The 24,109-nt window shown below is 72.5% G+C and carries 28 protein-coding genes; 13 read left to right on the top strand and 15 right to left on the bottom strand.

Annotated features, from left to right (window positions below):
* Positions 1-30 precede the first annotated feature (30 nt).
* Positions 31-1,029, bottom strand: coding sequence for an anion permease (locus ACF09J_RS33720; RefSeq protein ID WP_392309275.1), 999 nt, complete (start codon positions 1,027-1,029; stop codon positions 31-33).
* Between the two features lie 7 nt (positions 1,030-1,036).
* Complete coding sequence (locus ACF09J_RS33715) at positions 1,037-1,657, bottom strand: DUF47 domain-containing protein (RefSeq protein ID WP_026252685.1); 621 nt, start codon at positions 1,655-1,657, stop codon at positions 1,037-1,039.
* Between the two features lie 215 nt (positions 1,658-1,872).
* Between ACF09J_RS33715 and ACF09J_RS33710 the strand changes: the two genes are divergently transcribed.
* Positions 1,873-2,226 carry a metal-sensitive transcriptional regulator gene (locus ACF09J_RS33710; RefSeq protein ID WP_392309274.1) on the top strand — a complete coding sequence of 118 codons (354 nt, stop codon included), beginning with the start codon at positions 1,873-1,875 and terminating at the stop codon, positions 2,224-2,226.
* 3 nt (positions 2,227-2,229) lie between these two features.
* On the opposite strand, the gene ACF09J_RS33705 is transcribed toward ACF09J_RS33710, so the two are convergent.
* Positions 2,230-2,445: a hypothetical protein gene (locus ACF09J_RS33705; protein WP_392309273.1), complete on the bottom strand. Its 216-nt coding sequence runs from the start codon at positions 2,443-2,445 to the stop codon at positions 2,230-2,232.
* 155 nt (positions 2,446-2,600) lie between these two features.
* On the bottom strand, positions 2,601-3,464 hold the full coding sequence (locus ACF09J_RS33700) for a hypothetical protein (protein WP_392309272.1): 864 nt from the start codon (positions 3,462-3,464) through the stop codon (positions 2,601-2,603).
* Positions 3,465-3,607: 143 nt separating this feature from the next.
* Here ACF09J_RS33700 and ACF09J_RS33695 point away from each other — a divergent pair, with 143 nt between their 5' ends.
* Entirely contained in the window at positions 3,608-3,799 is a 192-nt protein-coding gene (locus ACF09J_RS33695; RefSeq protein ID WP_392309292.1) for a hypothetical protein, read from the top strand.
* 15 nt (positions 3,800-3,814) lie between these two features.
* Here ACF09J_RS33695 and ACF09J_RS33690 read toward each other — a convergent pair whose 3' ends face one another.
* From ACF09J_RS33690 to ACF09J_RS33645, 10 genes are all read right to left on the bottom strand, one after another.
* Positions 3,815-4,243 (bottom strand): NUDIX hydrolase, encoded by a 429-nt coding sequence (locus ACF09J_RS33690; RefSeq protein WP_392309271.1) that lies wholly within the window; start codon positions 4,241-4,243, stop codon positions 3,815-3,817.
* Between the two features lie 18 nt (positions 4,244-4,261).
* Positions 4,262-5,338, bottom strand: coding sequence for a CHAD domain-containing protein (locus ACF09J_RS33685; protein ID WP_392309270.1), 1,077 nt, complete (start codon positions 5,336-5,338; stop codon positions 4,262-4,264).
* Positions 5,319-7,655 carry an RNA degradosome polyphosphate kinase gene (locus tag ACF09J_RS33680; RefSeq protein WP_392309291.1) on the bottom strand — a complete coding sequence of 779 codons (2,337 nt, stop codon included), beginning with the start codon at positions 7,653-7,655 and terminating at the stop codon, positions 5,319-5,321. Before ACF09J_RS33680 ends, ACF09J_RS33685 begins: the two co-directional genes overlap by 20 nt.
* Positions 7,656-8,664: 1,009 nt before the next feature.
* The gene (gene mshD, locus ACF09J_RS33675; RefSeq protein ID WP_392309269.1) at positions 8,665-9,585 is read right to left on the bottom strand and encodes a mycothiol synthase; all 921 of its coding nucleotides are present in this window, start codon (positions 9,583-9,585) and stop codon (positions 8,665-8,667) included.
* Positions 9,586-9,627: 42 nt separating this feature from the next.
* Positions 9,628-11,094 carry an ATP-binding protein gene (locus ACF09J_RS33670; RefSeq protein ID WP_392309268.1) on the bottom strand — a complete coding sequence of 489 codons (1,467 nt, stop codon included), beginning with the start codon at positions 11,092-11,094 and terminating at the stop codon, positions 9,628-9,630.
* Positions 11,091-11,825 (bottom strand): response regulator transcription factor, encoded by a 735-nt coding sequence (locus ACF09J_RS33665; protein WP_392309267.1) that lies wholly within the window; start codon positions 11,823-11,825, stop codon positions 11,091-11,093. Before ACF09J_RS33665 ends, ACF09J_RS33670 begins: the two co-directional genes overlap by 4 nt.
* 118 nt (positions 11,826-11,943) lie before the next feature.
* Positions 11,944-12,162, bottom strand: a complete 219-nt coding sequence (locus ACF09J_RS33660; protein WP_392309266.1) for a hypothetical protein — start codon at positions 12,160-12,162, stop codon at positions 11,944-11,946.
* Positions 12,163-12,221: 59 nt separating this feature from the next.
* Positions 12,222-13,361: a S1C family serine protease gene (locus tag ACF09J_RS33655; protein WP_392309265.1), complete on the bottom strand. Its 1,140-nt coding sequence runs from the start codon at positions 13,359-13,361 to the stop codon at positions 12,222-12,224.
* Between the two features lie 124 nt (positions 13,362-13,485).
* Entirely contained in the window at positions 13,486-14,508 is a 1,023-nt protein-coding gene (locus ACF09J_RS33650; RefSeq protein ID WP_392309264.1) for a LacI family DNA-binding transcriptional regulator, read from the bottom strand.
* An 87-nt stretch (positions 14,509-14,595) separates the two neighbouring features.
* Positions 14,596-15,372, bottom strand: a complete 777-nt coding sequence (locus ACF09J_RS33645; RefSeq protein WP_392309263.1) for a response regulator transcription factor — start codon at positions 15,370-15,372, stop codon at positions 14,596-14,598.
* A 269-nt stretch (positions 15,373-15,641) separates the two neighbouring features.
* On the opposite strand from ACF09J_RS33645, the gene ACF09J_RS33640 reads away from it, so the two are divergent.
* The 8 genes from ACF09J_RS33640 (at position 15,642) to ACF09J_RS33605 (ending at position 21,000) form a co-directional block, all read left to right on the top strand.
* Positions 15,642-16,532, top strand: coding sequence for an alpha/beta hydrolase (locus ACF09J_RS33640; protein WP_392309262.1), 891 nt, complete (start codon positions 15,642-15,644; stop codon positions 16,530-16,532).
* Positions 16,533-16,569: 37 nt separating this feature from the next.
* Positions 16,570-16,824, top strand: coding sequence for a MoaD/ThiS family protein (locus ACF09J_RS33635; RefSeq protein ID WP_358730707.1), 255 nt, complete (start codon positions 16,570-16,572; stop codon positions 16,822-16,824).
* Between the two features lie 3 nt (positions 16,825-16,827).
* The gene (locus tag ACF09J_RS33630) at positions 16,828-18,123 is read left to right on the top strand and encodes a hypothetical protein (protein WP_392309261.1); all 1,296 of its coding nucleotides are present in this window, start codon (positions 16,828-16,830) and stop codon (positions 18,121-18,123) included.
* Positions 18,124-18,245: 122 nt separating this feature from the next.
* The gene (locus tag ACF09J_RS33625) at positions 18,246-18,983 is read left to right on the top strand and encodes a DUF2993 domain-containing protein (protein ID WP_392309260.1); all 738 of its coding nucleotides are present in this window, start codon (positions 18,246-18,248) and stop codon (positions 18,981-18,983) included.
* A gap of 209 nt (positions 18,984-19,192) precedes the next feature.
* Positions 19,193-19,273, top strand: a complete 81-nt coding sequence (locus ACF09J_RS33620; protein WP_355139345.1) for a putative leader peptide — start codon at positions 19,193-19,195, stop codon at positions 19,271-19,273.
* 143 nt (positions 19,274-19,416) lie between these two features.
* Entirely contained in the window at positions 19,417-20,262 is an 846-nt protein-coding gene (locus ACF09J_RS33615; RefSeq protein WP_392309259.1) for a sulfurtransferase, read from the top strand.
* Between the two features lie 49 nt (positions 20,263-20,311).
* Positions 20,312-20,599 (top strand): DUF1416 domain-containing protein, encoded by a 288-nt coding sequence (locus ACF09J_RS33610; RefSeq protein ID WP_358730715.1) that lies wholly within the window; start codon positions 20,312-20,314, stop codon positions 20,597-20,599.
* Positions 20,600-20,742: 143 nt separating this feature from the next.
* Positions 20,743-21,000 carry a DUF3099 domain-containing protein gene (locus ACF09J_RS33605; protein WP_365419099.1) on the top strand — a complete coding sequence of 86 codons (258 nt, stop codon included), beginning with the start codon at positions 20,743-20,745 and terminating at the stop codon, positions 20,998-21,000.
* A gap of 50 nt (positions 21,001-21,050) precedes the next feature.
* Here the strand turns inward: ACF09J_RS33605 and ACF09J_RS33600 are convergent, their stop codons facing one another.
* On the bottom strand, positions 21,051-21,413 hold the full coding sequence (locus ACF09J_RS33600; protein ID WP_392309258.1) for a DsrE family protein: 363 nt from the start codon (positions 21,411-21,413) through the stop codon (positions 21,051-21,053).
* A gap of 202 nt (positions 21,414-21,615) precedes the next feature.
* Between ACF09J_RS33600 and ACF09J_RS33595 the strand changes: the two genes are divergently transcribed.
* From ACF09J_RS33595 to ACF09J_RS33585, 3 genes are read left to right on the top strand one after another with little or no spacing between them, the layout of a single operon-like run.
* The gene (locus tag ACF09J_RS33595) at positions 21,616-22,371 is read left to right on the top strand and encodes a hypothetical protein (protein WP_392309257.1); all 756 of its coding nucleotides are present in this window, start codon (positions 21,616-21,618) and stop codon (positions 22,369-22,371) included.
* Positions 22,368-23,150 carry a hypothetical protein gene (locus tag ACF09J_RS33590; RefSeq protein ID WP_392309256.1) on the top strand — a complete coding sequence of 261 codons (783 nt, stop codon included), beginning with the start codon at positions 22,368-22,370 and terminating at the stop codon, positions 23,148-23,150. Before ACF09J_RS33595 ends, ACF09J_RS33590 begins: the two co-directional genes overlap by 4 nt.
* Positions 23,147-24,076, top strand: a complete 930-nt coding sequence (locus ACF09J_RS33585; protein ID WP_392309255.1) for a hypothetical protein — start codon at positions 23,147-23,149, stop codon at positions 24,074-24,076. Before ACF09J_RS33590 ends, ACF09J_RS33585 begins: the two co-directional genes overlap by 4 nt.
* Positions 24,077-24,109 lie beyond the last annotated feature (33 nt).

Raw genomic sequence — 24,109 nt, 5'->3', positions numbered from 1 at the left:
GTTCCAGTGTCACCACACCGGGCGGGGCTGCTACAGGAACGCCAGCCTGATCAGCCAGAAGGCGCAGGCCGCCACGAGCGCCGCGGCCGGCATGGTGATGAACCAGCCCAGGACGATGTTCTTCGCCACGCCCCAGCGGACGGCGTTGACCCGCTTCGTCGCGCCCACGCCCATGATCGCCGAGGTGATCACATGGGTGGTGGAGATCGGCGCCTTGAAGAGGTACGCCGTGGCGAACATGATCGAGGCGCCGGTGGTCTCGGCGGCGAAGCCCTGCGGCGGGTCCAGTTCGATGATCTTGCGGCCCAGGGTGCGCATGATGCGCCAGCCGCCGGCGTAGGTGCCCAGTGACAGCATGAGAGCGGAGACCAGCTTCACCCACACCGGGATCGGGTCTCCGTAGTCCTCGACATCGGCGATGACCAGCGCCATCACCACGACGCCCATGGTCTTCTGGGCGTCCTGGAGGCCGTGTCCGAGCGCCATGCCGGCCGCGGACACCGTCTGCGCTATGCGGAAGCCGCGCTTGGCCTTGTGCGGGTTGGTCCTGCGGAAGAGCCACATGATCGCCGTCATCACCAGGTAGCCGACGATCAGGCCGACCACCGGGGACAGGAACATGGGGGTGACGATCTTGTCCAGCACGCCGGACCAGTACACCGTCGTACCGCCCGCGAGGGCCGCGCCCACCATGCCGCCGAACAGCGCGTGCGAGGAGGACGAGGGCAGGCCGAAGTACCAGGTGATCAGGTTCCAGACGATGGCCCCGAGGAGGGCCGAGAAGAGGATGCCCATCCCCTTGCCGCCGGTGGGCGTCTGGATCAGGCCCTCGCTGACGGTCTTGGCGACGCCGCTGCCGAGGAAGGCGCCGAGGAGGTTCATCGCCGCGGCCATGGCCAGGGCGGCGCGCGGGGTGAGCGCCCGGGTCGACACGGAGGTCGCGATGGCGTTGGCGGAGTCGTGGAAGCCGTTGGTGTAGGCGAAGCCGAGAGCGACCAGGACGGTCAGGATCAGAGCGAAGGTGTCCATGGACGCCTCAGGACTCCTTGACCGCGATGGTCTCCACCGTGTTCGCCACGTGTTCGAAGGCGTCAGCGGCCTCTTCCAGCACGTCCACGATCTGCTTGAGCTTCAGCACCTCGATCGCGTCGTACTTGCCGTTGAACAGGTGGGCGAGCAACTTGCGGTGGATCTGGTCCGCCTGGTTCTCCAGGCGGTTCACCTCGATCCAGTACTCGGTGAGGTTGTCCATGGTCCGCAGGTGCGGCATCGCCTCGGCCGTCAGCTCCGCGGCCCTGGCCAGAACCTCGATCTGCTGCTCGACGCCCTTGGGCAGTTCCTCGACGTTGTAGAGGACGACCAGGTCGACGGCCTCCTCCATGAAGTCCATGATGTCGTCGAGGGACGACGCGAGGGAGTAGATGTCCTCGCGGTCGAAGGGCGTGATGAACGAGGAGTTCAGCTGGTGGAAGATCGCATGCGTGGCGTCGTCACCTGCGTGTTCCGCGGCCCGCATACGCTCTGCGATCTCGGCCCGGGCGGAAGCGTCCGCCCCGAGCAGTTCCATCAGGAGTTTCGAGCCCGTGACGATGTTGTCCGCGGAGGCGGCGAACATGTCGTAGAAGCTCGTCTCCCTGGGGGTCAGACGAAAGCGCACGTGGGGTCCTCGGGGTGCTTCGGTTGGGGTCAGGGTGATGTTAAGCGCATCATCCGGCCACGGCTAAGGGGCCGTCCCCCAGTGTCGCCCATGACCTGCCCTGCTCCGCACGGGGGCATGCCAAGGCTGCCGGTACCCGGCGGAATTCGTTACGATATACCCGCCAGGGGTATGTCTCCTCGGTGTGTGCCGAGATGTACGGGAGCGAGGACGCGATGACGACCACCGAGGCCGGCGCGACGACGCCCTCCGAGAACGTGAGCGGAATCACCGGACACGAGCCCGTCACGCACGGTTACCACAAGCAGAAGGACGAGCACCTCAAGCGGCTCCGCCGGATCGAGGGCCAGATCCGCGGGCTCCAGCGGATGGTCGACGAGGACGTCTACTGCATCGACATACTCACCCAGGTGTCCGCCTCCACGAAGGCCCTGCAGTCCTTCGCCCTGCAACTGCTGGAGGAACACCTCCGGCACTGCGTCGCCGACGCGGCCCTCAAGGGCGGTTCGGAGATCGACGCGAAGGTGGAGGAGGCCACGAAGGCGATCGGACGGCTGCTGCGCACCTGAGGCTCACCGGCCGGGACCGGGCCGCCGGGCGCCCGGCGCTCTGCGGCCCGCACCGGCCTCGCGCTCCTCGGCCACCCGCAGCACCTCGTCGATGCTCTCCAGGCTGAGCCGGTCCTCGGCCGCCGAGGCCGCGATGATCAGCTCGCCGCACAGCTCTATCTCGGCGAGGGCCACGTGGTCCTGGACCGCCGTACCGCCGAGCGGAGCCACGCGCGTCACCTCTTCTCTGCCGTCTGCCGCTGCCGGCTCCCAGGGTAGGGAGCGGCCCACGTGCGGCGCATGGCACCAAAGGGCTAGTTCGCCGGTCATTTTCCCGGACCATTCGGGTCCTGCCCGGCTCGGGGCCCGGCTCAGGGCCCGGCCCAGGGCTCGGCTCAGGGCTCGGCGATCCGCCCGGTGTAGATGTCCTGCGCCTGCGGCAGTGTCACGGTCACCGGGGTGCCGAAGGCGTACAGCAGCGTCGTGGAGAAGACGGCGACGGTGCTGCCGGGCTGCCCGTTGACGAAGGCGAAGCGCTGCCGGAGCTTGCGGATGCGGCCCTGGTCGTCGAGGTAGACGTCGAACGGGACCGAGGCCGTGGCGAACCCTTTCGCCGCCGCGTTCAGCGCCGCCTCGTCGGCCGCCGTGGCGCTCTTCGCCGCCAGGGCGAGATCGGCGGTGCCCCGGTAGTGCCGCACCGGCACCCCCGCGACCTCCGTTCTGTCCACGTACGTCGCCGTGCGCGTGCCGCGCAGCATCTCGGCGGCGGCGAACGGATCGGTGGCCCCGCCGGTGACCAGGTTGCCGTCGACGAGCGTGGCCGTGTCCACCCGCACCCACTTGTCCGCCGGCACGCCCGCCCCCCGGTTCTTCATGTACAGGGCGCCCGGAGCGAGCAGCTCGGTGAGCGGCACGTGCTCGGCGGCCCCGGCCGGGTCCTGCGGCAGCACCAGCGTGAGCTGCCCGCGCTGCCCGCGGAAGTCGTAGCCGCCCTCGCCGCGGATCGTCACCCGGGTCCCGCCGGTGGCCATCTCCATCGACGTACGGGTCTGCGCGCTGCCCGCCTCCAGCAGCACGTCCGGCGCCTGGCGCAGGGCCTGCACCGGATCGGTCGCGGCGCGCGCGTCCTCGGCGGCCGCGCCGCCGGAGGAGCATCCGGTGGCGCACGCGCCCGCCAGGACGGCCGCCGCGAGCACCGCGCCGCCCGGCCCCACCCGGGCACGAGCAGGAGGGACACCCAGCCGCCGCCGCACCGCCATCGCCCTGCCTACCCCCAGCCGCTACGTCCGTCACGGGCCCCTGTCGTCCGGTCAACGACGAGTGGGTGGCCCCCGTCACGCACGCACCCGATCCACAGGCGGCCGTAACGTCCCGTTCACCTGACGTGGCTACATTTGTCACCGTGGTGCAGCATGAGGGCCTGAGCCCCGTCCAGGAGGACCGCAGCAACCGGGACGCCGTGGGACACCGCGCGGCGACAGTCGAACAGGGCCGCTTCTGCCTGGCTCGCTGCACCTGCGGATGGCACGGTCCGGCCCGCCGGGCCCGCAGCCTGGCCCGCGCGGACGCGCTGGGGCACGAGGGCGGCGCCTGACCGGCACGGGCACGCTCAGCCGAGGCGCAGCGCCGCCGTCAGTTCGTCGAGCAGCTCGCGGTCGCGGAACTGGGTCAGCCGCTTCCGGGCCTCGGCGGGAGGCAGCCACAGGATGCGGTCCACCTCCTTGCTGGGGGTGAAGCCGCCCGCCGTGGCCTCGGCGGCCCAGTAGCGGACCTGCTTGGGCCGCCCGCCCGCCATGTAGGTCACGGTGGACAGCTCGGGGCCGGGGACGGCGACGTGGCCCGTCTCCTCCGCCACCTCGCGCACGGCGCCCGCGAGCGGGTCCTCACCGAGCTTGAGCTTGCCCTTGGGGTGGGACCAGTCGTCGTACTTGGGCCGGTGGACCAGGCACAACCGCAGCGTGCCGTCCGGCTGCGAGCGGCGCCACAGCACGCAGCCCGCCGCCAGGACGGGCGTCTCGTCCGGGTCGAGGTCGGTCACCGGTGCTCCCCCGTCCTGTCAGCCGGCGCCCACGGCCTGCTTCTGCCACGACTGCTGGAAGGCGAACCTGGCCGCCTCCACCTCGTGCCGCTGGTCCGCGTGCAGCACGCCGAGCGCGTACGCCGTCGCCGGTGCGATGCGCGGGGTGCGGGCCGCCGCGGCCGCGGCGGCCGCCGCCTCCGAGGCGTCGCGGTGCCGGTCGAGCGCCTGGCCGGCCGCCGGCAGCCGCACGCTCTCGGGAGCCCCGGCTCCGTCGAGAACCTCGCGCGCGTACCGGTCCAGCCGCAGCAGCAGCCGGACCTGGTGCCAGGGGGCGTCCTGCGGGTGCGGCGACGGGTCCGGGGAGAGGCCGTGGACCAGGGCCTCCGCGTTGTACGGGCTGCCGGCGGTGACCAGCGGGAGGGCGGCGACGGCGTCCGTCAGACGCTCCCGGGCGGCGGCGGCCAGGGGAGCCAGGTCCGTGGTGGCGGCGCCGGGGGTGAGGGGGACGTCGCTGGCGAGTACGGCCACCTTGTCCGCGAGGGCGTGGAAGCGCGCGGAGCCCAGCGCCTGGAGAGCGGTGGAGTGCGCCCGGGTCCGGGCCAGGGTGAGCTGGCGCTCCAGCAGGGCGCCCGCCTTCGCCGCGCCCACGGTGAGGTTGCCGCGGTCCGCTCCGCGGCCGCCGGCGGCCTCCTCGGTGGGCTGGGCCGGGAGGACCGCGGTGCCGGAGAGCCGGTGCAGGGCGAGCAGCAGCCGCTCCAGGCAGGCCTGGCAGGCGTGTTCACGGGCCAGGGTGCCGGACAGCCAGGCCAGTTCCGGGCACAGCTCCGCCGACCAGGTCTCGTCGAGCAGCGGGCGGAAGGTGTGCGCGGTGCCGCTGATGCGGCGGGCCGAGCGGCGCAGGGCGCGCGCGGCGTCGGTGGACTCCTCCGTGCCGTGCCCCGCGCCGCCGGTCTCGCGGTGCAGACGCAGCGCGCGGAGGAACTCCGTGGCCTGGGCCCGCAGATAGCACGCGAGGGCGTCGGCGGTGGGGGCACCGCCCGGCTCCCGTGCGGTCGGCAGCCCGGGGGAGCTCCCGGCCGTGGAGTCCGTCGGGTCAAGGTGTTGCTGTGCCACGCCGGCGCCTCCGGGCGTCTATGAGCATCTCCTGGATGTTGCGCAGGGGCTGGCCGTCCGAGTCGGTCGGGTAGCGGGTCCACTCGCCGTCCGGGCCGAGGTGCCAGGAGGAGGTGGTGTCGGACATGCCGGTCTCCAGCAGCCGGTTGAGGGCTGCCCGGTGGGCCGGGTCGGTGACCCGGACCAGGGCCTCGATACGGCGGTCGAGGTTGCGGTGCATCATGTCGGCGCTGCCGATCCACACCTCGGACTCGCCGCCGTTGCCGAAGACGAAGATCCGGGAGTGTTCGAGGAAGCGGCCGAGGACCGAGCGGACGCGGATGTTCTCCGACAGGCCGGGCACGCCGGGGCGCAGGGCGCAGATGCCGCGCACCCACACGTCGACCGGGACGCCGGCCTGGGAGGCGCGGTAGAGGGCGTCGACGACCGCCTCGTCGACCATCGAGTTCACCTTGACGCGGATGACGGCGGGGCGTCCGGCGCGGTGGTGCTGGATCTCCTTGTTGATGCGGGAGATCAGTCCGTCGCGCAGGGACTTGGGCGCCACCAGCAGCCGGCGGTAGGTCTCGCGGCGGGAGTAGCCGGAGAGGCGGTTGAACAGGTCGGAGAGGTCCGCGCCGACCTGGGGGTCCGCGGTGAGCAGGCCGAGGTCCTCGTAGAGCCGGGCGGTCTTCGGGTGGTAGTTGCCGGTGCCGACGTGGCTGTAGCGCCGCAGGGTGTCGTCGCCCTCCTGGCGCACCACCAGGGACAGCTTGCAGTGGGTCTTCAGACCGACCAGTCCGTAGACGACGTGGCAGCCGGCCTCCTCCAGCTTGCGCGCCCACTTGATGTTGGCGTGCTCGTCGAAGCGGGCCTTGATCTCGACCAGGACGAGGACCTGCTTGCCGGACTCGGCGGCGTCGATGAGCGCGTCGACTATGGGGGAGTCGCCGGAGGTCCGGTACAGGGTCTGCTTGATCGCGAGGACGTCAGGGTCGGCTGCGGCCTGTTCCAGGAAGGCCTGCACGGAGGTCGAGAACGAGTCGTAGGGGTGGTGCAGGAGCACGTCCCGGCTGCGCAGCGCGGTGAAGATGTCGGGTGGGGTGGCGGACTCCACCTCGGCCAGGTCCCGGTGGGTGCCGGCGACGAACTTCGGGTACTTCAGCTCGGGCCGGTCGAGGCTGTGGATGCGGAAGAGGCCGGTGAGGTCCAGGGGGCCGGGCAGCGGGTAGACCTCGGCCTCGCTGATCTTCAGTTCGCGCACCAGCAGGTCGAGCACCTCGCGGTCGATGGACTCCTCGACCTCCAGGCGCACCGGCGGTCCGAAGCGGCGCCGCATGAGTTCCTTCTCCAGGGCCTGGAGCAGGTTCTCGGCGTCGTCCTCCTCGACCTCCAGGTCCTCGTTGCGGGTGAGCCGGAAGGTGTGGTGCTCCAGCACCTCCATGCCCGGGAACAGCTCCTCCAGGTGGGCCGCGATGACGTCCTCGAGGGGGACGTAGCGGCCCGGGGAGCTCTCCAGGAAGCGGGACAGCAGCGGCGGCACCTTGACGCGGGCGAAGTGGCGGTGGCCGGTGACCGGGTTGCGTACGACCACGGCCAGGTTCAGGGACAGGCCGGAGATGTACGGGAAGGGGTGCGCGGGGTCGACCGCCAGGGGGGTCAGCACGGGGAAGATGCGGTGCCGGAAGAGCGTGAACAGGCGGGCCTGCTCCTTCTCCGTGAGCTCGCTCCAGCGGACCAGGTGGATGCCCTCCTCCGCGAGCGCGGGGGCGACGTCCTCGTGGTAGCAGGCGGCGTGCCGGGCCATGAGCTCGCGCGAGCGGGCCCAGATCATCTCCAGCACCTCGCGCGGCTGCAGCCCGGAGGCGGACCGGGTGGCCACGCCGGTGGCGATACGGCGCTTCAGTCCCGCGACCCGGACCATGAAGAATTCGTCCAGGTTGCTGGCGAAGATCGCGAGGAAGTTCGCGCGTTCCAGCAGGGGGGTGGCGGGGTCCTCGGCGAGCTCGAGGACGCGCTCGTTGAAGGCGAGCCAGCTCCGCTCCCGGTCCAGGAAACGGCCCTGCGGCAGCTGCTCCCCCTCCGCCGGTGCCTCCACGTAACCGTCGAGATCGGCGTCGATGTCCGGTGCCAGGTCGGAGACCGTGGCCGCCACGGTGCGCGAGCGGTGCGCGGCGATGGAGCCCACGGAGGGCTGCGGGTTCTGTGCGGTGGCGGGGCCCGCGGGGCCTCCCACGTGGGCGGCGGGAGCCTGCGGGGTCTGCGCTGCCTGGGTGTCTGGCTGGCTCATGAACCTATTCTTCCGCGCCTGCGGCGGGACAGGCGCGTCGAACGGCATGCACGGGAGCGCGGCGGCGATCGCCTCCCGGGGCGGCTCGGGCTCTGGCGCGGCGGGCTTCACCGCCCGAGCGTCGCAAGCCCGTCTGAACCACCGGTTACGGCCACATGACATGAGGGACACCGGGGGGCGGCCCACGGGGGACGACCACGACCGCGAGCCGGCCCGGGCGACGGCGCCGGTGACCGCACGACGGCGTGGGCAGCGTACGCGCGGGCGTATGCGACGTGTGCGGCGTGCGGGGCTGGCCGGGGGAGGCCGGGAGGAGGGGCCCGGCGGTCTGCGGGGGCGCGCCGGTCGTGGGCGGTGTGCGGTTGCCGGTGGCGGGCCGCCGGGCCGTTTCCGCGTTGGATGACGGTGGTGGGGCGGGCGCCTGCATCGGCCGGTGGGTTGGCAGCCCGCCGTCCGGGGATGCTGGGGCGACCGGCGGGTGGGCCGGCACAGGTCGGGAGGACGGACCCGGCCGTCTGCGGGCGCGGGCCGGTCCGTCGGCGGCCTGCCGTCGCCGGTGGCGGGCCGCCGGGGCGGCGGGCTGCTTCCGCGTCGGGACGGCCGACGCGTGGTGGCGGCGGGGCGCCCTCACCGGCTGGCAGGCGTGGCGGGTGAGGGGCGGTCGGCCGCCCGGGGCGGCAGAAGCGCGCGAGACGGCCGTCCGGCGGGTGGGCCGGTACAGGTCGGGAGGAGGGCCCCGGGGGTCTGCGGGCGCGTACGCGCGGGCGTATGCGGCGTGCGGGGCTGGGCAGCGGTCCGCCCGCGTACCGGGAGACGGGCCCGGCGGTCTGCGGGCGCGGGCCGGTCCGTGGGCGGTTGCCGGTGGTGGGCCGCCTGGGCAGCGAGAGTCACCGCGTCGGGACGGCGGGCGCGTGGTGGGGCGCCCGCGCCGGCCGGGGCGGCGGGTGAGGGGTGTCCGGCGCCGGTGGGTGGCGGCCGGACGTTCGGGGATGGTGTATGGCGGGCGCACGCCACCCGCGCGTGGTGGCGGTGGGCGTTGCTCCGAGTGGCCGGGGGGTCAGGTTTCCGTGCGGTACATGAGGTCTGTTTCGTACGTGGTGAAGCCCAGGCGTTCGTAGACCGAGACCGCCGCCTTGTTGTCGGCGTCGACGTACAGCATCGCCGTCGGCAGGCCCCTCGCGGCAAGGTGGCGCAGGCCGATCAGGGTGAGCGCCTTGCCGAGGCCGCCGCCCTGGGCGCCGGGGCGGACGCCGAGCACGTACACCTCGCCGAGGCGTTCCTCGCGGTGCTCCTTGGTCCAGTGGAAGCCGACCAGCCGGCCGTCGCGCTCGGCGAGGAAGAACCCCTCCGGGTCGAACCACGGCTGCGCCATGCGGTCGTCGAGGTCGCGCTGGGTGAGCGAGCCCTGCTCGGGGTGGTGGGCGAACGCCTCCGCGTTCACGGCGAGCCACGCGGCGTCGTCCCGGCCGGGCACGAAGGCCCGTACCGTCACGCCCTCGGGCAGTGCCGGCTCGGGCAGGTCGAGGCCCGTCAACGGTCGCCGCATCTGCCGCAGTTCGCGGAAGAGCGTGAGCCCGAGGACCTGCGCCAGATGCCGCGCGGCGGACTGCCCCCCGTGCGCCCACACCCGCAGCCGTTTGCCGGACGTGGCCAGCAGTGCGGACCCGAGCGCCCGCCCGTGCCCGTACCCGCGGTGCTCCGGGTGGACGACCAGCTCGGCGGCCGGCGCCTCCACCGGATCGGTGTCCTCGAGCTGCGCGTAACCGACGAGTTCGCCGTCGACGCCCAGCAGCAGATGGGACACGCCCGCCCGGGCGCCGCCCCGCAACTGCAGCCGGCCCTGCTCGGACACCGCCTGCCGTCCGTCGACGCGGGCGGCCGCCTTCAGCAGCCCGAGCACGGCCTCGGCCTGCTCCGGGCCGAGCTCGGCGAGGGTCTCCAGGGATCGGACGGGCGGTGCGGTGTCGTCGCTGGTCATGGATATGAGGGTAAGGGGTTCCCCCGTGGAGTGACCGGGCCGTCACCGAGCCTCGGTGACACCGGGCGTCTCGGGGGGCGGAACGGGCGCCCCCGGCAGCCGCACGGTGGCCACCGTGCCCCCGCCCTCGGCCGGGGTCAGCGTCACCTCGCCGCCCGCCCGTTGGACGGTGCGGGCGACGATGGACAGGCCGAGCCCGGAACCGGGCAGGGCGCGGGCGCTCGGGGAGCGCCAGAAGCGGTCGAAGACATGGGGGAGTTCGTCGGCGGGGATGCCGGGCCCGTGGTCACGGACCGTGAGGACCCCCTGGTCCAGGACGACGTCGATCGTGCCGTCCCGGGGACTGAACTTCACCGCGTTGTCGAGGACGTTGACGATCGCCCGCTCCAGCGCGGACGGCTCCGCCCGCACGAACCAGGGGCCGAGGGCCGCCGTTATCGTCAGCTCGGGCCCCCGCAGCCGGGCACGGTCGAGCGCCGCCTCCACGGTGTCCTGGAGGGCGATCACCTGGACACGTTCGCCCCGCTGCCCGTCGGAGCGCGACAGCTCCTGCAAGTCGCCGATCAGAGAGGCCAGTTCCGTCATCTGCGCCTTGACCGAGGCGAGCAGGGCCTTGCGGTCGGCCTCGGGGAGAGGGCGGCCCGTCTCCTCGCTGCGGGTGAGGAGTTCGATGTTCGTCCGCAGCGAGGTGAGCGGGGTGCGCAGTTCGTGACCGGCGTCCGCGATGAGCTGCTGCTGGAGGTCCCGGGAGCTGGCCAGGGAGGAGGTCATGGAGTTGAAGGACCGCGACAGGCGGGCGACCTCGTCCTCGCTGTCGTCCTCCACCGGGATGCGGATCGTCAGGTCCTCGGTGCGCGCCACGTGCTCCACCGCCTCGGTGAGCTTGTCCACGGGGCGCAGCCCGGCGCGGGCCACGGCGAGGCCGGCCGCCCCGGCGCCGAAGACTCCCACGCCGGAGACGAACAGGAGCAGCAGGGCCAGGTCGTTGAGGGTGTTCTCGGTGTCCGTCAGGGAGAGCCCGAGCATGAAGGCGATGCCCGGGTACGCGTCGGCGTTGGGGCCGGGGCCCATCGGGACGGCGACGGTGATCACGCGGACGTTGTTGCCCTTGGCGTCGGTCGTGGTGTGGAGGGTGCGCTCGCGGAGATCGGGGTCGGCCGCGACCTCCTTGTCCAGGGACGTGACCTTGATGACGCCCGGGGACCGGCTGTCCACGCAGAACTTGCCCTGCGCCGTCACCAACTGCACGTAGAGGTACGAGCGCTGCATGTCGGCCGACGAGTTGTCCGTCGTCTGCGAGCAGTTGGCCGCCAGGGCCGAAGCCGTGGTGGCGGTTACCCTGCCGTAGCTCATGAGCCGGCTGTCGACCTCGTCGTACAGCTTTCCCCGGACGATGAACCAGCAGGTGACGGAGACGGCCGCGACCGCGAACGCCACCGCCGCCGCCACCAGCAGTGCCAGCCGGGACCGGATCGGCAGCGCACGGAAACGGCGCAGCGCCTTCTTCACTCCGCGCCGCCCTGCCGCAGTACGTACCCGACCCCGCGCACCGTGTGGACGAGGCGGGGTTCGCCGTCGGCCTCGGTCTTGCGGCGCAGGTACATGACGTAGACGTCGAGGGAGTTGGACGAGGGTTCGAAGTCGAAGCCCCAGACCGCCTTGAGGATCTGCTCGCGGGTGAGCACCTGGCGCGGGTGGGCCATGAACATCTCCAGCAGGGTGAACTCCGTGCGGGTCAGCTCCACCTGCCGGCCGCCCCGCGTGACCTCGCGGGTGGCGAGGTCCATGCGCAGGTCGGCGAAGGTGAGGGCCTCGTCCTCCTCGGCCGCGCCCGCCACGGCCGCCGCGTAGGTGCTGCGGCGCAGCAGGGCCCGGATCCGGGCGAACAGCTCGTCCAGTTCGAAGGGCTTGACCAGGTAGTCGTCCGCACCGGCGTCCAGGCCGGTGACCCGGTCGCCGACCGTGTCCCGGGCGGTCAGCATCAGGATGGGGGTGGTGTCGCCCGCGCCCCGGATCCGGCGGGCGGCGGTCAGGCCGTCCATGCGCGGCATCTGGATGTCGAGGACGAGCAGGTCGGGCTGGTACGAGGCCGCCTTGTCCAGCGCGTCCGCGCCGTCCACGGCGACCTCGGTCTCGTATCCCTCGAAGGCGAGGCTGCGCTGGAGTGCTTCGCGTACCGCCGGCTCGTCGTCGACGATCAGGATGCGCTGGTGATCACGGTCGCCATCGGCGGGACTCATCGGTCGCTTTTCCTCGGGTCGCTGGGGCCGCGGGGACCGGCCGGTCCCGGGCTGGACGCTTTCAGCCTCGCATGTTTCGGTGCGGCGGAGTGCGGCGCGCGGGTCGCGCGCCGCGGGCTCAGGCGGCGACCGCGGTGATCCGCCGCAGCGGGACCTTGTGCCGGTGGGGGCGGTCGGCGGAGGTGCGCAGGCCCATCAGCTGGGGGACCGCGACGGCCTCGGGCACCCGGTCCGCCGGGCCGTGCAGGTCCTTCGCGACGGCGCGGGCCAGAGTGACTCCGGCGGCGGCGGTGATGTCGATGGTGTCCGTCGTCTCGTGCACAACCTGCTGGATCATGTCGTACTCCTTGTCGAACGGTCCCGGACGCTGTCCGGATCGCCTGCCGGTGCCGCGCCTCAGCTCTGGGAGCCGGAGCGCAGGGTGGCCAGGTCGGACTTGACGGTGTTGATCGGGATGGCGAAGCCGAGGCCGACGCTGCCGGCGTTGGACGAGTCCGACGCCTGGTTGGCCGAGTACATCGCCGAGTTGATGCCGACGACGTTGCCGCTCGCGTCGATCAGCGCGCCGCCGGAGTTCCCCGGGTTGAGGGATGCGTCGGTCTGTATCGCCTGGTAGGTGGTGGTGGAGGAGCCGGTGTCGCCGTTGAACTGGTGGCCGCCGAACTGGAAGGGCCAGCCGCCGTCGCCCTGCCCCTGGTTCTCGTCGGTGGGGACCGTCACGTCCCGGTGCAGGGCGGAGACGATACCGCTGGTGACGGTGCCGGTCAGGCCCTCCGGGGAGCCGATCGCGACGACCTGGTCGCCGACCGTGAGCCCGTCGGAGTCGCCGAGGGCCGCCGGCTTGAGGCCGGAGGCGTTCCGCAGCTTGATCAGGGCGAGGTCCTTGGAGCTGTCGGTGCCCACTGTCCGCGCGGTGTACGAGGTGCCGTCGCTGGTGCGGACCTTGATCGAGGAGGCGCCCGCCACCACGTGGTTGTTGGTGACGATCTCGCCCTTGCTGCTGACGATCACGCCGGAGCCGGTGGAGGTGCCGTTGTCGAGGGTGGCGTTGATCTCGACGACGCTCGGGGTGACCGCCTTGGCGATCGCGGCGATGCTGCCGCGCTGGCTGGAGGGCACCACGTTGGTGGCGGTGCTGCTGGAGGCGGCGACCGTGTCCTTGCCGGTCAGCTCCTGGAAGGCGAACGCGGTACCGCCGCCCACGACGGCCGAGGCGATCGCCACCGCGGCGAGCAGTGCGAGCGGGCCCCGGGCGCGCCTGCGGGAGCCGGAGGCGTGCGCGGGTCCCGCCGGGAAGGCCGGGAAGGCCGGGAAGGCGGCGGTGCCGCCGTCGTCCGCGCCGCCCTGACCGCCGTGGGCGTCCGGTCCGGCCGCGAACGGCCGACCGGGGGCGTACGGCGGCGGGGGCGGCCATTCCGGGTTCACCGGGGTGGAGGCCCCGCGCGGGTCCGCCGACTGCACGGAGTCGGCAGCCGGGGCCTGCCCGTCACCCTGGGGGTGTTCGTACTCGCCGCTGCGGCGGATGCTCTCGCTCATGACATTGAGAGTGTCCCGGGATCATGAGAGCTTCCTGAGTCCCCGCTGAGAAGCCCGACAGAACCTCGTATGCCCGATATAAGGACGTTCCCCGGAGGGCCCCGCAGAGCCCCCGGAGAGGGGGTCAGGCGCAGCCGCAGGAGGTGCGTACGACCAGCCGTGACGGGAACTGCTTCAGCCGCTCCCGGCGCGAGCCGGCGACCCGGAGCCCGTCGTCGAGGACCAGGTCCACGGCCGCCCGGGCCATCGCCGACCGGTCCGAGGCGACCGTCGTCAGCGGCGGGTCGGTCAGCGCCGCCTCCTTGATGTCGTCGAAGCCGGCGACCGCGAGCTCGCCGGGGACGTCGATGCGCAGCTCGCGCGCGGCCCGCAGCAGGCCGATCGCCTGGTCGTCGGTGGAGCAGAAGATCGCCGGGGGGCGGTCCGGGCCCGCGAGGATCTCCAGGCCGATCCGGTACGCGTCGTAGCGGTTGTACGGCGCCTCGAACAGGCGTCCCTCCGTCGAAAGGCCGGCCTCCGCCATGGCGCGCCGCCAGCCCTCGACGTGGTCGGACACGGGGTCGCCCACGGCGGGAGTCTCGGCGGTGCCGCCCACACAGGCCACGTACTCGTTGCCGTGCTCCAGCAGATGCCGCACGGCGAGCTGGGCGCCGCCCAGGTCGTCGGTGACCACGGCTACGTCGTCGATGGCCTCGGGCCGCTCGTGCAGCAGCACCACCCGGGCGTCCCAGGCCTCGATCTCGGCGGCGGCGAGGTCGTTCAGCGCGTGGCTGACCAGGATCAGACCGGAGACGCGCATCCCGAGGAACGCCCGCAGATAGTGGACCTCGCGCTCGGCCACGTAGTCGGAGTTCCCGACCAGGACCATCTTCCCGCGCTCGGCCGCGGCCCACTCCACCGCGTGCGCCATCTCTCCGAAGAAGGGCTGGCGGGCGTCCGGGACGATCAGGCCTATGAGGTCGGTGCGCCGCGAGGCCATGGCCTGGGCGACCCGGTCGGGCCGGTACCCCAGCTCCTTGATCGCGGCGAGGACTCGCTCGCGGGTGGCCGGGGCGACCGGCCGGGGTCCGTTGTTGATCACATAGCTGACGACGGCAGTCGACGTCCCTGCCAGCCGCGCCACGTCATCCCGAGTCACCTTGGCCACGGCGCGGAGTCTACGCGGATGGACCCGCTCCCGGCAGGGCGTACCGCGGCGTGGAGGGGTATGTGACACGCCCTGTGGGAGCGCTCCTCACCTCTCCGCGCGGGCCTGCCTCGCCGTGGTGTCCTGATTCTCCGCCTTTGGTCGGGCGGTCCCGGCCTTCTTCTCGTCCGAGGCGTCCCCGGCGCGGTCGCCCTTCTCGGGAGTAACGAATCGGTAACCGACATTGCGGACCGTCCCGATCAGCGATTCGTGCTCGGGTCCGAACTTGGCTCGCAACCGCCGTACGTGGACGTCGACGGTCCGGGTGCCGCCGAAGTAGTCGTAGCCCCAGACCTCCTGGAGGAGCTGGGCGCGGGTGAAGACGCGGCCCGGGTGCTGCGCGAGGTACTTCAGCAGCTCGAACTCCTTGAAGGTGAGGTCGAGGACCCGTCCCTTGAGCCTGGCGCTGTAGGTCGCCTCGTCCACGGACAGGTCACCGCTGCGGATCTCCATCGGGGAGTCGTCGTCGACGATCTGCCGGCGGCCCACGGCCAGCCGGATACGGGCCTCCACCTCGGCGGGACCGGCGGTGTCCAGGAGCACGTCGTCGATGCCCCAGTCGGCGGTCACGGCCGCGAGGCCGCCCTCGGTCACCACGAGGATCAGCGGGCAGCCGAGCCCCGTGGAGCGCAGCAGCCGGCACAGTCCGCGCACCTGCGGCAGGTCGCGCCGCCCGTCGACCAGCACGACGTCGGCGCCCGGGGTGTCCACGAGCGCGGGCCCCTCCGCCGGAGCCACCCGCACGTGGTGCAGCAGCAGACCGAGGGCGGGGAGCACTTCGGCCGACGGCTGGAGGGCGTTGGTCAGCAGCAGCAGCGAACTCATCGCGTGCCTCCCCCGGGATCTCGGCCGTGGTCCGTCGCCTGTCGGGGCACCTGCAGGGGGAACCCCCGTGCCTGGGCCGTCGTACGCGTGTGCACCGTTCGCTCGTCCATGGCTCTGGTTCCTCCTCGGATCCCTGCCCGCCGCGCGATCGGCGGGCCGTGCGCCCGCGGACTCCCGCGCCGTGCACCATGCCTGCCGAAGCACGCCGAAAGCACAAAAGGACCCGGGGGCTGCGCTGCCCGAGTCCTCTTCGCAGCAGAATAGCCGATATGAGGTCGGGATCGGCAGGTCGTGTGGCGCGTTCGACAGGCGTCGCGGAGGGCGGGACACCGCTGGGGACGGGCGTCGCAGGCGTGGTCAGGACGTTCCTGCGCACGGCGGACGGGGTGGCGCTCGACGCCCTGTACGAGCCGGGCGCGGCCGCGTACGACGGCCCGGGCGGCGGGCGCGCCGGCCTCGTGTTCGTGGTCGCACACGGTTTCACCGGCGAACTGGACCGCCCGCACGTGCGCAGGGTGGCGCGGGTCCTCGCGCACTACGGCGCCGTGGCCACCTTCTCCTTCCGCGGCCACGGGGCCTCCGGCGGGCGCTCCACCGTCGGCGACCGCGAGGTGCTGGACCTGGCGGCCGCGGTGGCTTGGGCGCGCGGGTTCGGGCACGCGCGCGTGGCCACCGTCGGCTTCTCCATGGGCGGCTCGGTCGTCCTGCGGCACGCGGCCCTGCACGGCGGCCCGGAGGACGCCGCACCGGACGCGGGGCGCGCGGACACGCGTACGGACACCGTGGTCTCCGTCAGCGCGCCCGCCCGCTGGTACTACCGGGGCACGGCACCCATGCGCCGGCTGCACTGGCTGGTCACGCGCCCCGAGGGCCGCCTGCTCGGCCGCTACGGGCTGCGCACCCGGATCCACCACCGCGACTGGGACCCCGTCCCGCTGCCGCCGTTCCGGGCCGCCGCGCGCATCGCGCCCACCCCGCTGCTGATCGTGCACGGCGACCGGGACGGCTACTTCCCCCTCGACCACCCCCGGATGCTGGCCGCTGCCGCCGGTGACCACGGGGAACTGTGGCTGGAGCACGGCATGGGCCACGCCGAGAACGCCGCCGACGACCAACTCCTGCACCGCATCGCGCGCTGGACCCTCGCACAGGCGGGCTAGCCTGACCCTGTTCATGGACGAGTGATCGAGGGACGGGATGGCAGAGGTCACGGTGCGCTACTGGGCGGCGGCGAAGGCCGCGGCCGGGGTCGCCGAGGAGCCGTACGAGGCGGAGACGCTCGCCGAGGTGCTGGACGCGGTGCGCGGGCGGCACCCCGGTGAGCTGGACCGCGTTCTGCGGCGGTGTTCGTTCCTCATCGACGGCGACCCGGTGGGGAAGCGCGCGCACGAGACGGTACGGCTGACCGAGGGCGGCACGGTCGAGGTGCTCCCCCCGTTCGCAGGAGGGTGAGCGATGACCGACCGGCCGTATGAGGGGTCCCCAGGGTCTCCGTACGACAACCCCTACAGCGGGTACGACCCGTACGCGGGGCAGCACGCCCAGCAGCCCGCGGCACACCAGCCGTACCCGCCCGCCGCGCAGCAGCCCCACCAGGCCGCGCAGCCGCAGGCGTGGCCCGAGCAGCCGCAGGCGTACGACCCGCGGGAGGCCGACCAGTACACGCAGCGGTGGCAGGGCGAGACCTGGGACACCCAGACGCACGCCCGGCCACCGGCGGCCCCCGCGGCGGCGGAGACGGCGTACCTGCCCCCGGTGGGACACCAGGGCCCGGTCGCGTCCCACGGGGCCCAGGGCGGCGGGGCCCAGGGTGCGCAGGCGCCCTCCTACGCCCCGCAGCCGCAGGCTCCGGCCCCGTCCGCCGCCGCGCAGACGGCGTACCTGCACCCGGTCGGGCAGCACGCCCCGCAGCCGCAGGCTCCCGCCCCGGCCGCCGCCGACCCCGCCGGGGACGGGCCCGGCTACGGGCCCGCCACCCTCGCCGGCAACGCCCGGGTCACCGACGCGCAGCGGGCCCGCGCCGAGGGACGTTCGCCGATCATCGAGCCCGGGATGCAGCCGGCCGCGCTCACGGCGCTGCTCGGGCTGCTGCTCGCCGGCGCGGCGGAGCTCGGCGTCTACGGGCTGCTCCTGCCGCTGGTCGTGCTCCAGGGAGTCACGGCCGCGGGCTGGTTCCGGCTGAACGGCATGTGGCCCGCCCGGCAGGGCATCGCCCTCGGCTTCCTGGGCGCGCTCGCCGCGGACGCGGCGGTGCTCGCCGCGGGCCGCGACCACGCGCCCGGCGCGATCCTGGGCACGCTCGGGGTGTGGGTGCTGCTCTCCCTCGTCCTCCAGCTGCGCTCCCACGCCGACCCGGACGAGCGGATGTACGGCCTGATGGCGACCGTCGCCGCGGCGGCGCTGGCGATCGTGGCCACCGGCTACCTGGCCGCCCCGCGGGACGCGGTCGCGGTCGGCGCGGTGGCGGTCGCGGTGGCCGTCCTGGCGCGGGCGCTGCCGCTGCCCACGGCCGCCTCGGTGGTCGTAGCGCTGCTCGCCGCGGCGGGCGCGGGCATCGCGGTGGGCGGCATGACGGACCTGGGCGCCAAGGGCGCGCTGCTCGGCGCGGGCGCCGCGGTGTGCGCGCTGATCGGGCACCGCGCGGCGAGCTACGACTACCCCTCGCGCTTCGTGCACTTCACGGCCGGCGTCGCCCTGCCGCTGTCGGCCGCGGCGCCGGTGGTGTGGGTGCTGGGACGGGCGCTGGGCTGACCGCACCCCGGACCGGGTCCCTTCGACAGGTGTTCGACAAATCCCCGGCCCGGTCCCCGGGGAGGTCTACGCTCGCACGTGACGGCCATCCGGTCGTGAAGGACCGCCGAGGGGGGAACCGGTTGCGAGCGCTGAGAGTACTCCTGGTCGTCGTCGTGGTCCTGGGCGTGCTGTTCACGGTGGTCGACCGGGTCGCGGTGTATTTCGCCGAGGGACAGGCGGCCGACAGGCTCAGGACCACGGAGAACCTGGCGAGCACCCCGGACGTCTCCATCAAGGGCTTCCCGTTCCTCACCCAGGTGGCAGGCGGCGAGCTGGACGACGTCCGGGTCGGCATCAAGGACTACGAGGCGGCCACGGGAAACGACGGCCAGAAGATCCGCATCGCCGACATCGAGGCCGACATGCGGGGCGTGAAGTTCTCCGGCGACTACAGCTCGGCCACCGCGGCCACCGCCACCGGCACCGCGACCATCGCCTACGACGAGTTGCTGAAGGCCGCCAAGTCCGAGCCGACGCCGGTCCTTCCCGGCGTCACCGCCCATGTGGTCGGCCTGTCCGACGGCGGCGACGGCAAGGTCAAGGTCGGCCTCGAGGTCGAGGCCCGGGCGCTGGGCATCAAGCAGACGTTCTCCGTGCTCAGTTCCGTCACCGTGCGGGGCAAGAAGGTGGAGGTGAGCGCCGACGACCTCCCCGTGGTGGGCGGCCTGCGGCTTCCCGAGAGCCGGGTCCGGGCGATCACCGACTTCCAGCAGGCGATCGAACGGCTGCCCGGCGAGGTCCGGCTGGACTCGGTACGGGCGGCGAAGGACGGCGTCGAGATCACGGTGAAGGGTTCGGACGTCAGGCTGGCCGGGTAGGCAGCATGCGGGCGACGAAGAGGTGTCCGAGTAGCGAGACATCCTCGTCCGCAGCGTAGATGGGCTGTCCGGCCGAGAACGGACGCGCGCGCCCGGAGGCCGCGCGGCGACACCCCGGACGCCACTCCTTTCCCACATCCCGGACGATCGTGTCTCAACATCCGACACGCCGGTGACATGTCCGCCTTTCCCTCCCTACGATCGACACCATGCAGCGACAGGCGGATCTCACGAAGCGGCGGGCAGTGGACCTGTGCCGTGTTGCCGCCATGCTCTGTCGCACTTCCTGAGCGGGAGCTTTCTCCCGTATCCCCCCCCGCCCCGCGACGACCCGGGGCCCACCCGCGCGCCGTGTACGCCGGCATCGAACGCGTACCCGCGTGCCCCTTCGCACTCGCACGCCCCGCCGTACCTGCCCCGGAGGAGATTGAGCATGAGCCGCAGCGACGTCCTGGTCGACGCCGACTGGGTCCAGGAGCACCTGGACGACCCGAGCATCGCCATCGTCGAGGTGGACGAGGACACGTCCGCGTACGACAAGAACCACATCAAGAACGCCATCCGGATCGACTGGACCAAGGACCTCCAGGACCCGGTCCGCCGTGACTTCATCGACCAGGCCGGCTTCGAGAAGCTGCTGTCGGAGAAGGGCATCGCCAACGACCACACGGTGATCCTCTACGGCGGCAACAACAACTGGTTCGCCTCGTACGCCTACTGGTACTTCAAGCTGTACGGCCACCAGGACGTCAAGCTCCTCGACGGCGGCCGCAAGAAGTGGGAGCTGGACGCCCGCGAGCTGGTCGACGGCACCGAGGTGCCGGAGCGCCCGGCGACCGCGTACAAGGCCAAGCCGCAGGACGCCTCCATCCGCGCCTTCCGCGACGACGTGGTGCAGGCCATCGGCGTGCAGAACCTGGTCGACGTCCGCTCGCCCGACGAGTTCTCGGGCAAGCTGCTCGCCCCGGCGCACCTGCCGCAGGAGCAGTCGCAGCGCCCGGGCCACGTCCCGTCCGCCAGGAACATCCCCTGGTCGAAGAACGCCAACGACGACGGCACCTTCAAGTCCGACGAGGAGCTCAAGGAGCTCTACGTCAAGGAGGACGTCGACCTGGCCAAGGACACCATCGCCTACTGCCGTATCGGTGAGCGCTCGGCGCTGACCTGGTTCGTGCTGCACGAGCTGCTCGGTGTGCAGAACGTCAAGAACTACGACGGCTCCTGGACCGAGTACGGCTCCCTGGTGGGTGTGCCGATCGAGCTCGGCGCCGGCAAGTAAGCACGACGGCTCAGACCGTTTCGACCTCATCGAACCTCTGGAGAAGCACATGTGTGGAGCGAAGGCCGGCGGCCCGGACGCCTCGACGATCAAGCCCGGTGAGACCACGATCCAGGGTCAGGTGACCCGCGACGGCGAGCCCGTGAAGGGCTACGTCCGTCTGCTGGACTCGACCGGCGAGTTCACCGCGGAGGTCCCCACCTCCGCGACGGGCCAGTTCCGGTTCTACGCGGCCGAGGGCACGTGGACCGTCCGCGCCCTCGTCCCCGGCGCCAGCGCCGACCGCACGGTCGTCGCCCAGCAGGGCGGCCTCGCGGAGGTCGCGATCGCGGTCTGAGCGGTCCGCCCGAGCGGTCTGTCCGGGCGGTCCGAGCACGGTACGGCCGAAGGGCCGCGCCCCACGGGTTGGACACCCGGGGCGCGGTCCTTTCGGCGTTCTGGCCCCGGCGCGACACGCCCGTACGGATCTACCCTGGAGGTATGTACGCACGACGTCGGCATGTGTACTTCGCCATGATGGGCATCTGCATCGGGCTGTTCGTCCTGGCGTGGGGTGTCGTGCGCATCTGGTCGGTCCCCGCGGCCGTCGGCATGTGCCTGGTCGCCATGGTGATCCCGCCGGTCGCCGCCATGGTCGCCAACCGGCGCGGACCCGAGGACCGCTGGTGGGACGACCCCTCCGGCGACCCCAAGTCCGACGAGTGGTGGGACGAGCTGGACGGCAAGAAGCGCCGGTAGCCCGCGGCTCGTGCGGGTCCGCCCAGGATCGTTCAACAGACCGGGATCGATCAGTAGACGAGCGCCTGCGTCCCGTCGGCCAGCGCCTCCTGCACGAAGACCTGCGCGCCCGCGATCCGCACGCCCTCGATGACGTCCTTCTCCGTGATGTCCCGGCGGGCCGCGCACTGGGTGCACAGGGTGAGACGGCCGGCCGCGAGGATCGACTCGATCAGGTCGGGCAGCGGAGCGGCGTGCGGCAGCTCGAACTCGGCGGCCCGGCCCGGCAGCGCGAACCAGGAGGACTCCCCGGTCAGCCACAGGGAGACCTCCACCCCGCTGGCCGCGGCCACCGCCGCGACCGTGAACGCCTGGGAGCACCGCTCGGGAGCGTCCGCCCCCGCGGTCACCTTGATCACCAGCTTCTTCGCCATACCGGAATCGTAAACAACTCCCTTGCAACCACGGACGCCATCCACGAGTCTCCCGTGAAGCGCGCATACGGAAGGCGCGCTTCATGTTATGGGTGGGGACGTCTTGGAAGTACCCGAAAGATCCGAACCGTCGACCGCGACACCCGGGGGGCAGGAACCGCCTGAGGCGAAGGAAGCACCTGAGGCGCAGCAAGCACCCGAGGTGCCGGACACGCCGAACGCGCCCGAGGTGTCGGCGGGCGCACCCCGCGCCCGCCGGCGCGGCCGCACCGCACTGCTCATCGCCACCGCCGCCGTCCTCGGGGTGCTGGCCGGCACCTGCACCGGCTATCTGATCCAGGCCGACCGGGAACCCACCCGGCTGCCCTCCCTCTCGCAGCCCACGCTCGAGCGGGCGAAGGGCCCGGCTCCGGAACCCCTTTCGGCCGCCCAGGACCGCCGTGTGCGGACCGACGGCGATCTGCGCAAGCTGCTGCTGCCGCGGCCGGGCGGGGTGCGGGACCTCCCGCTCCCGCCGGGCAACGACGGCTGGATGAACCTCGTCCAGTACGCGGGCATCTACAACAAGCCGCACACGGCCTTCCAGAGCCAGATCGAGAGCGAGTTCCGCCGCGCCGCGGTCACCTCGTGGCGGACCACCGACACGCACTCCGTCGAGATCTACCTCGTGCAGTACCACCAGGAGGAGGACGTGGCCGCCGTCGGGCAGATGGGCAACGGGATGTACTGGGCCGAGCGCGACTCGGGCAACCGCAGTTGGCTCATTCCCGGTACGAGTGACGGCAGGGCCTACGTGGACAGCACGCCCGACCGGAAGCCGGGCTACCTTCCCGCGTACTCGGCCGAGGCGCATGCCTGGCGCGGCGACATCGCGATGGACATCTACGTCTACGACACCAAGCCCGTGTCCAAGAAGGAGATCATGAGCCTGGCCGAACGGCAGGTGGGGCGGCTGTGAGCGAGCACCCGAGCACGGAGGCGGCCGTCCCGTCCACCCGGCGCCGCCGCGCAGGGCTGATCGCCGGATGCGTCGTACTGCTCGCCGCGCTCGCCGGCGGCGTCGGTTTCACTGCGGTCACCGTCCGCGGCGCGGATCATGACCCCGGCAAACCCGTGTGGCGCCTGCCGCAGACGGTGACGCAAGGCGAGCGGCCCGCGGACACCGGCCTGAAGGCGATGCTGCTGCCCTACGGCACGAACGGATTCGGGCGCGGCCCGGACCTCGCCCAGTACGGTGCCGACGCCGAACTGAGCGGCGCGCAGGCCGTGGCGATGCGCAAGGAGTCGCTGCGGAACCTGCCGCGTCCCCAGCGGCGGGAGCTGGAGCGGCAGATCGACAAGCAGCACATCACGGGCATGGCCATGCGCAGCTACCTCAGCGTCGAGGACCCGGGTGGCTACGTGGATGTCGACGGCGCCTTCGTGGTCGAGATCGTGCTGTCCCGGATGGAGAACCGGGGGACCGTGCGGTCCATCGCGGTCGCCCAGCAGGAGTTCCTCGCCGCGATGAAGATCTTTCGGGCGGGACCCCGGATCGAGGGCCACCGCAACGCCCGCTGCTTCCTGCCGCCTGCGGACTCCGGCAAGAAGATCGACTTCGTGGCCTGTTCCGCGTACGAGGGCGACGTCCTGGTCAGCGCCACCGCGTACGGGGTCAAGCCGCTGGACAGGAAGGGCGTGGCCCAGTTGCTCCGCGACCAGCTCGACCGCATCAAGGACCCGGGGAAGGCCGTATGACCGAGCAGCAGGCACCTGTGACCCCCGTACCACCGGCGCCGGACGTGCCCCCGGCGCCCGGCATGCCCCCGGCACCCGACGTGCCGCCGGTGCCGGACGTGCCGCCGGTGCCGGACGTGCCGCCGGCCGCCGTCGTCCCGGTGCCCGTGCCCCGGAGGAACCGGCGCGTCCTGCGGGCCGTACTGCGCTGGACCGCGGCCGTCGTCGTGTTCGCGGCGGCGGGGGCGGCGACGGCGTACGGCATCACCGGCATGGACCGCACGGACGTACCGGGACTCGCCACCTCCTCGGACGGGCGCTGGGACTACCCGCGGCTCGTCAAACCGCCGCTGCCGTCCGGCAGCCCCGCTCCGTTCGCCGCGTCCAACAAGACCTGGGCGCACCACGCCGACCTGCGGGCGCTCGTGCTGCCCGCGCCCGTGGGGGCCCGTGAGGACAAGGCCCTGCGCGGCAAGGACGGCTGGCTGGAGACGAAGGACTTCCTCGCGGAGTACGCGCGGCAGAAGGACCGGAAGAAGTTCGCGCAGCAGCTGACCGACCACGGTCTGCGGCACATCGCGGCCCGCGGCTGGACCACGCGGGACGGCACACACACGCGGATCTACCTGCTCCAGTTCAACAGCGCCGCGCTCGTGGACCACCTGCTCGGAACGGATACGAGGATCACCGCGTATGACAGTCCGGCCTACCAGGTGCGCGGAGCCGCGGATTCCGTGCCCGACGAGGACTTCCCGGACCGGGCCCGCATCGACATCATCACGTACTCCGTCTATGCCGAGGCCAAGCCGTACGGCGCCGAGCAGGTGCGCCAGGCGTATCTGTCGGCGGGCGACACCCTCGCGGTCGTCCTCCAGACCCGCAAGGGCACCGCGCCCGCCGTTCCCTTCCAGCAGACGGTGAGTCTGCAGGGCGAACTGCTCGCCTGACCGGGCAGACGCACCTCACCACGAGGGCCGGAC

The sequence above is a fragment of the Streptomyces sp. NPDC014889 genome (assembly GCF_043081205.1).
Taxonomy (GTDB): domain Bacteria; phylum Actinomycetota; class Actinomycetes; order Streptomycetales; family Streptomycetaceae; genus Streptomyces.
The sequence above is the reverse complement of the archived record's forward strand: the minus strand, read 5'-3'. Positions and strand labels throughout refer to the sequence as shown.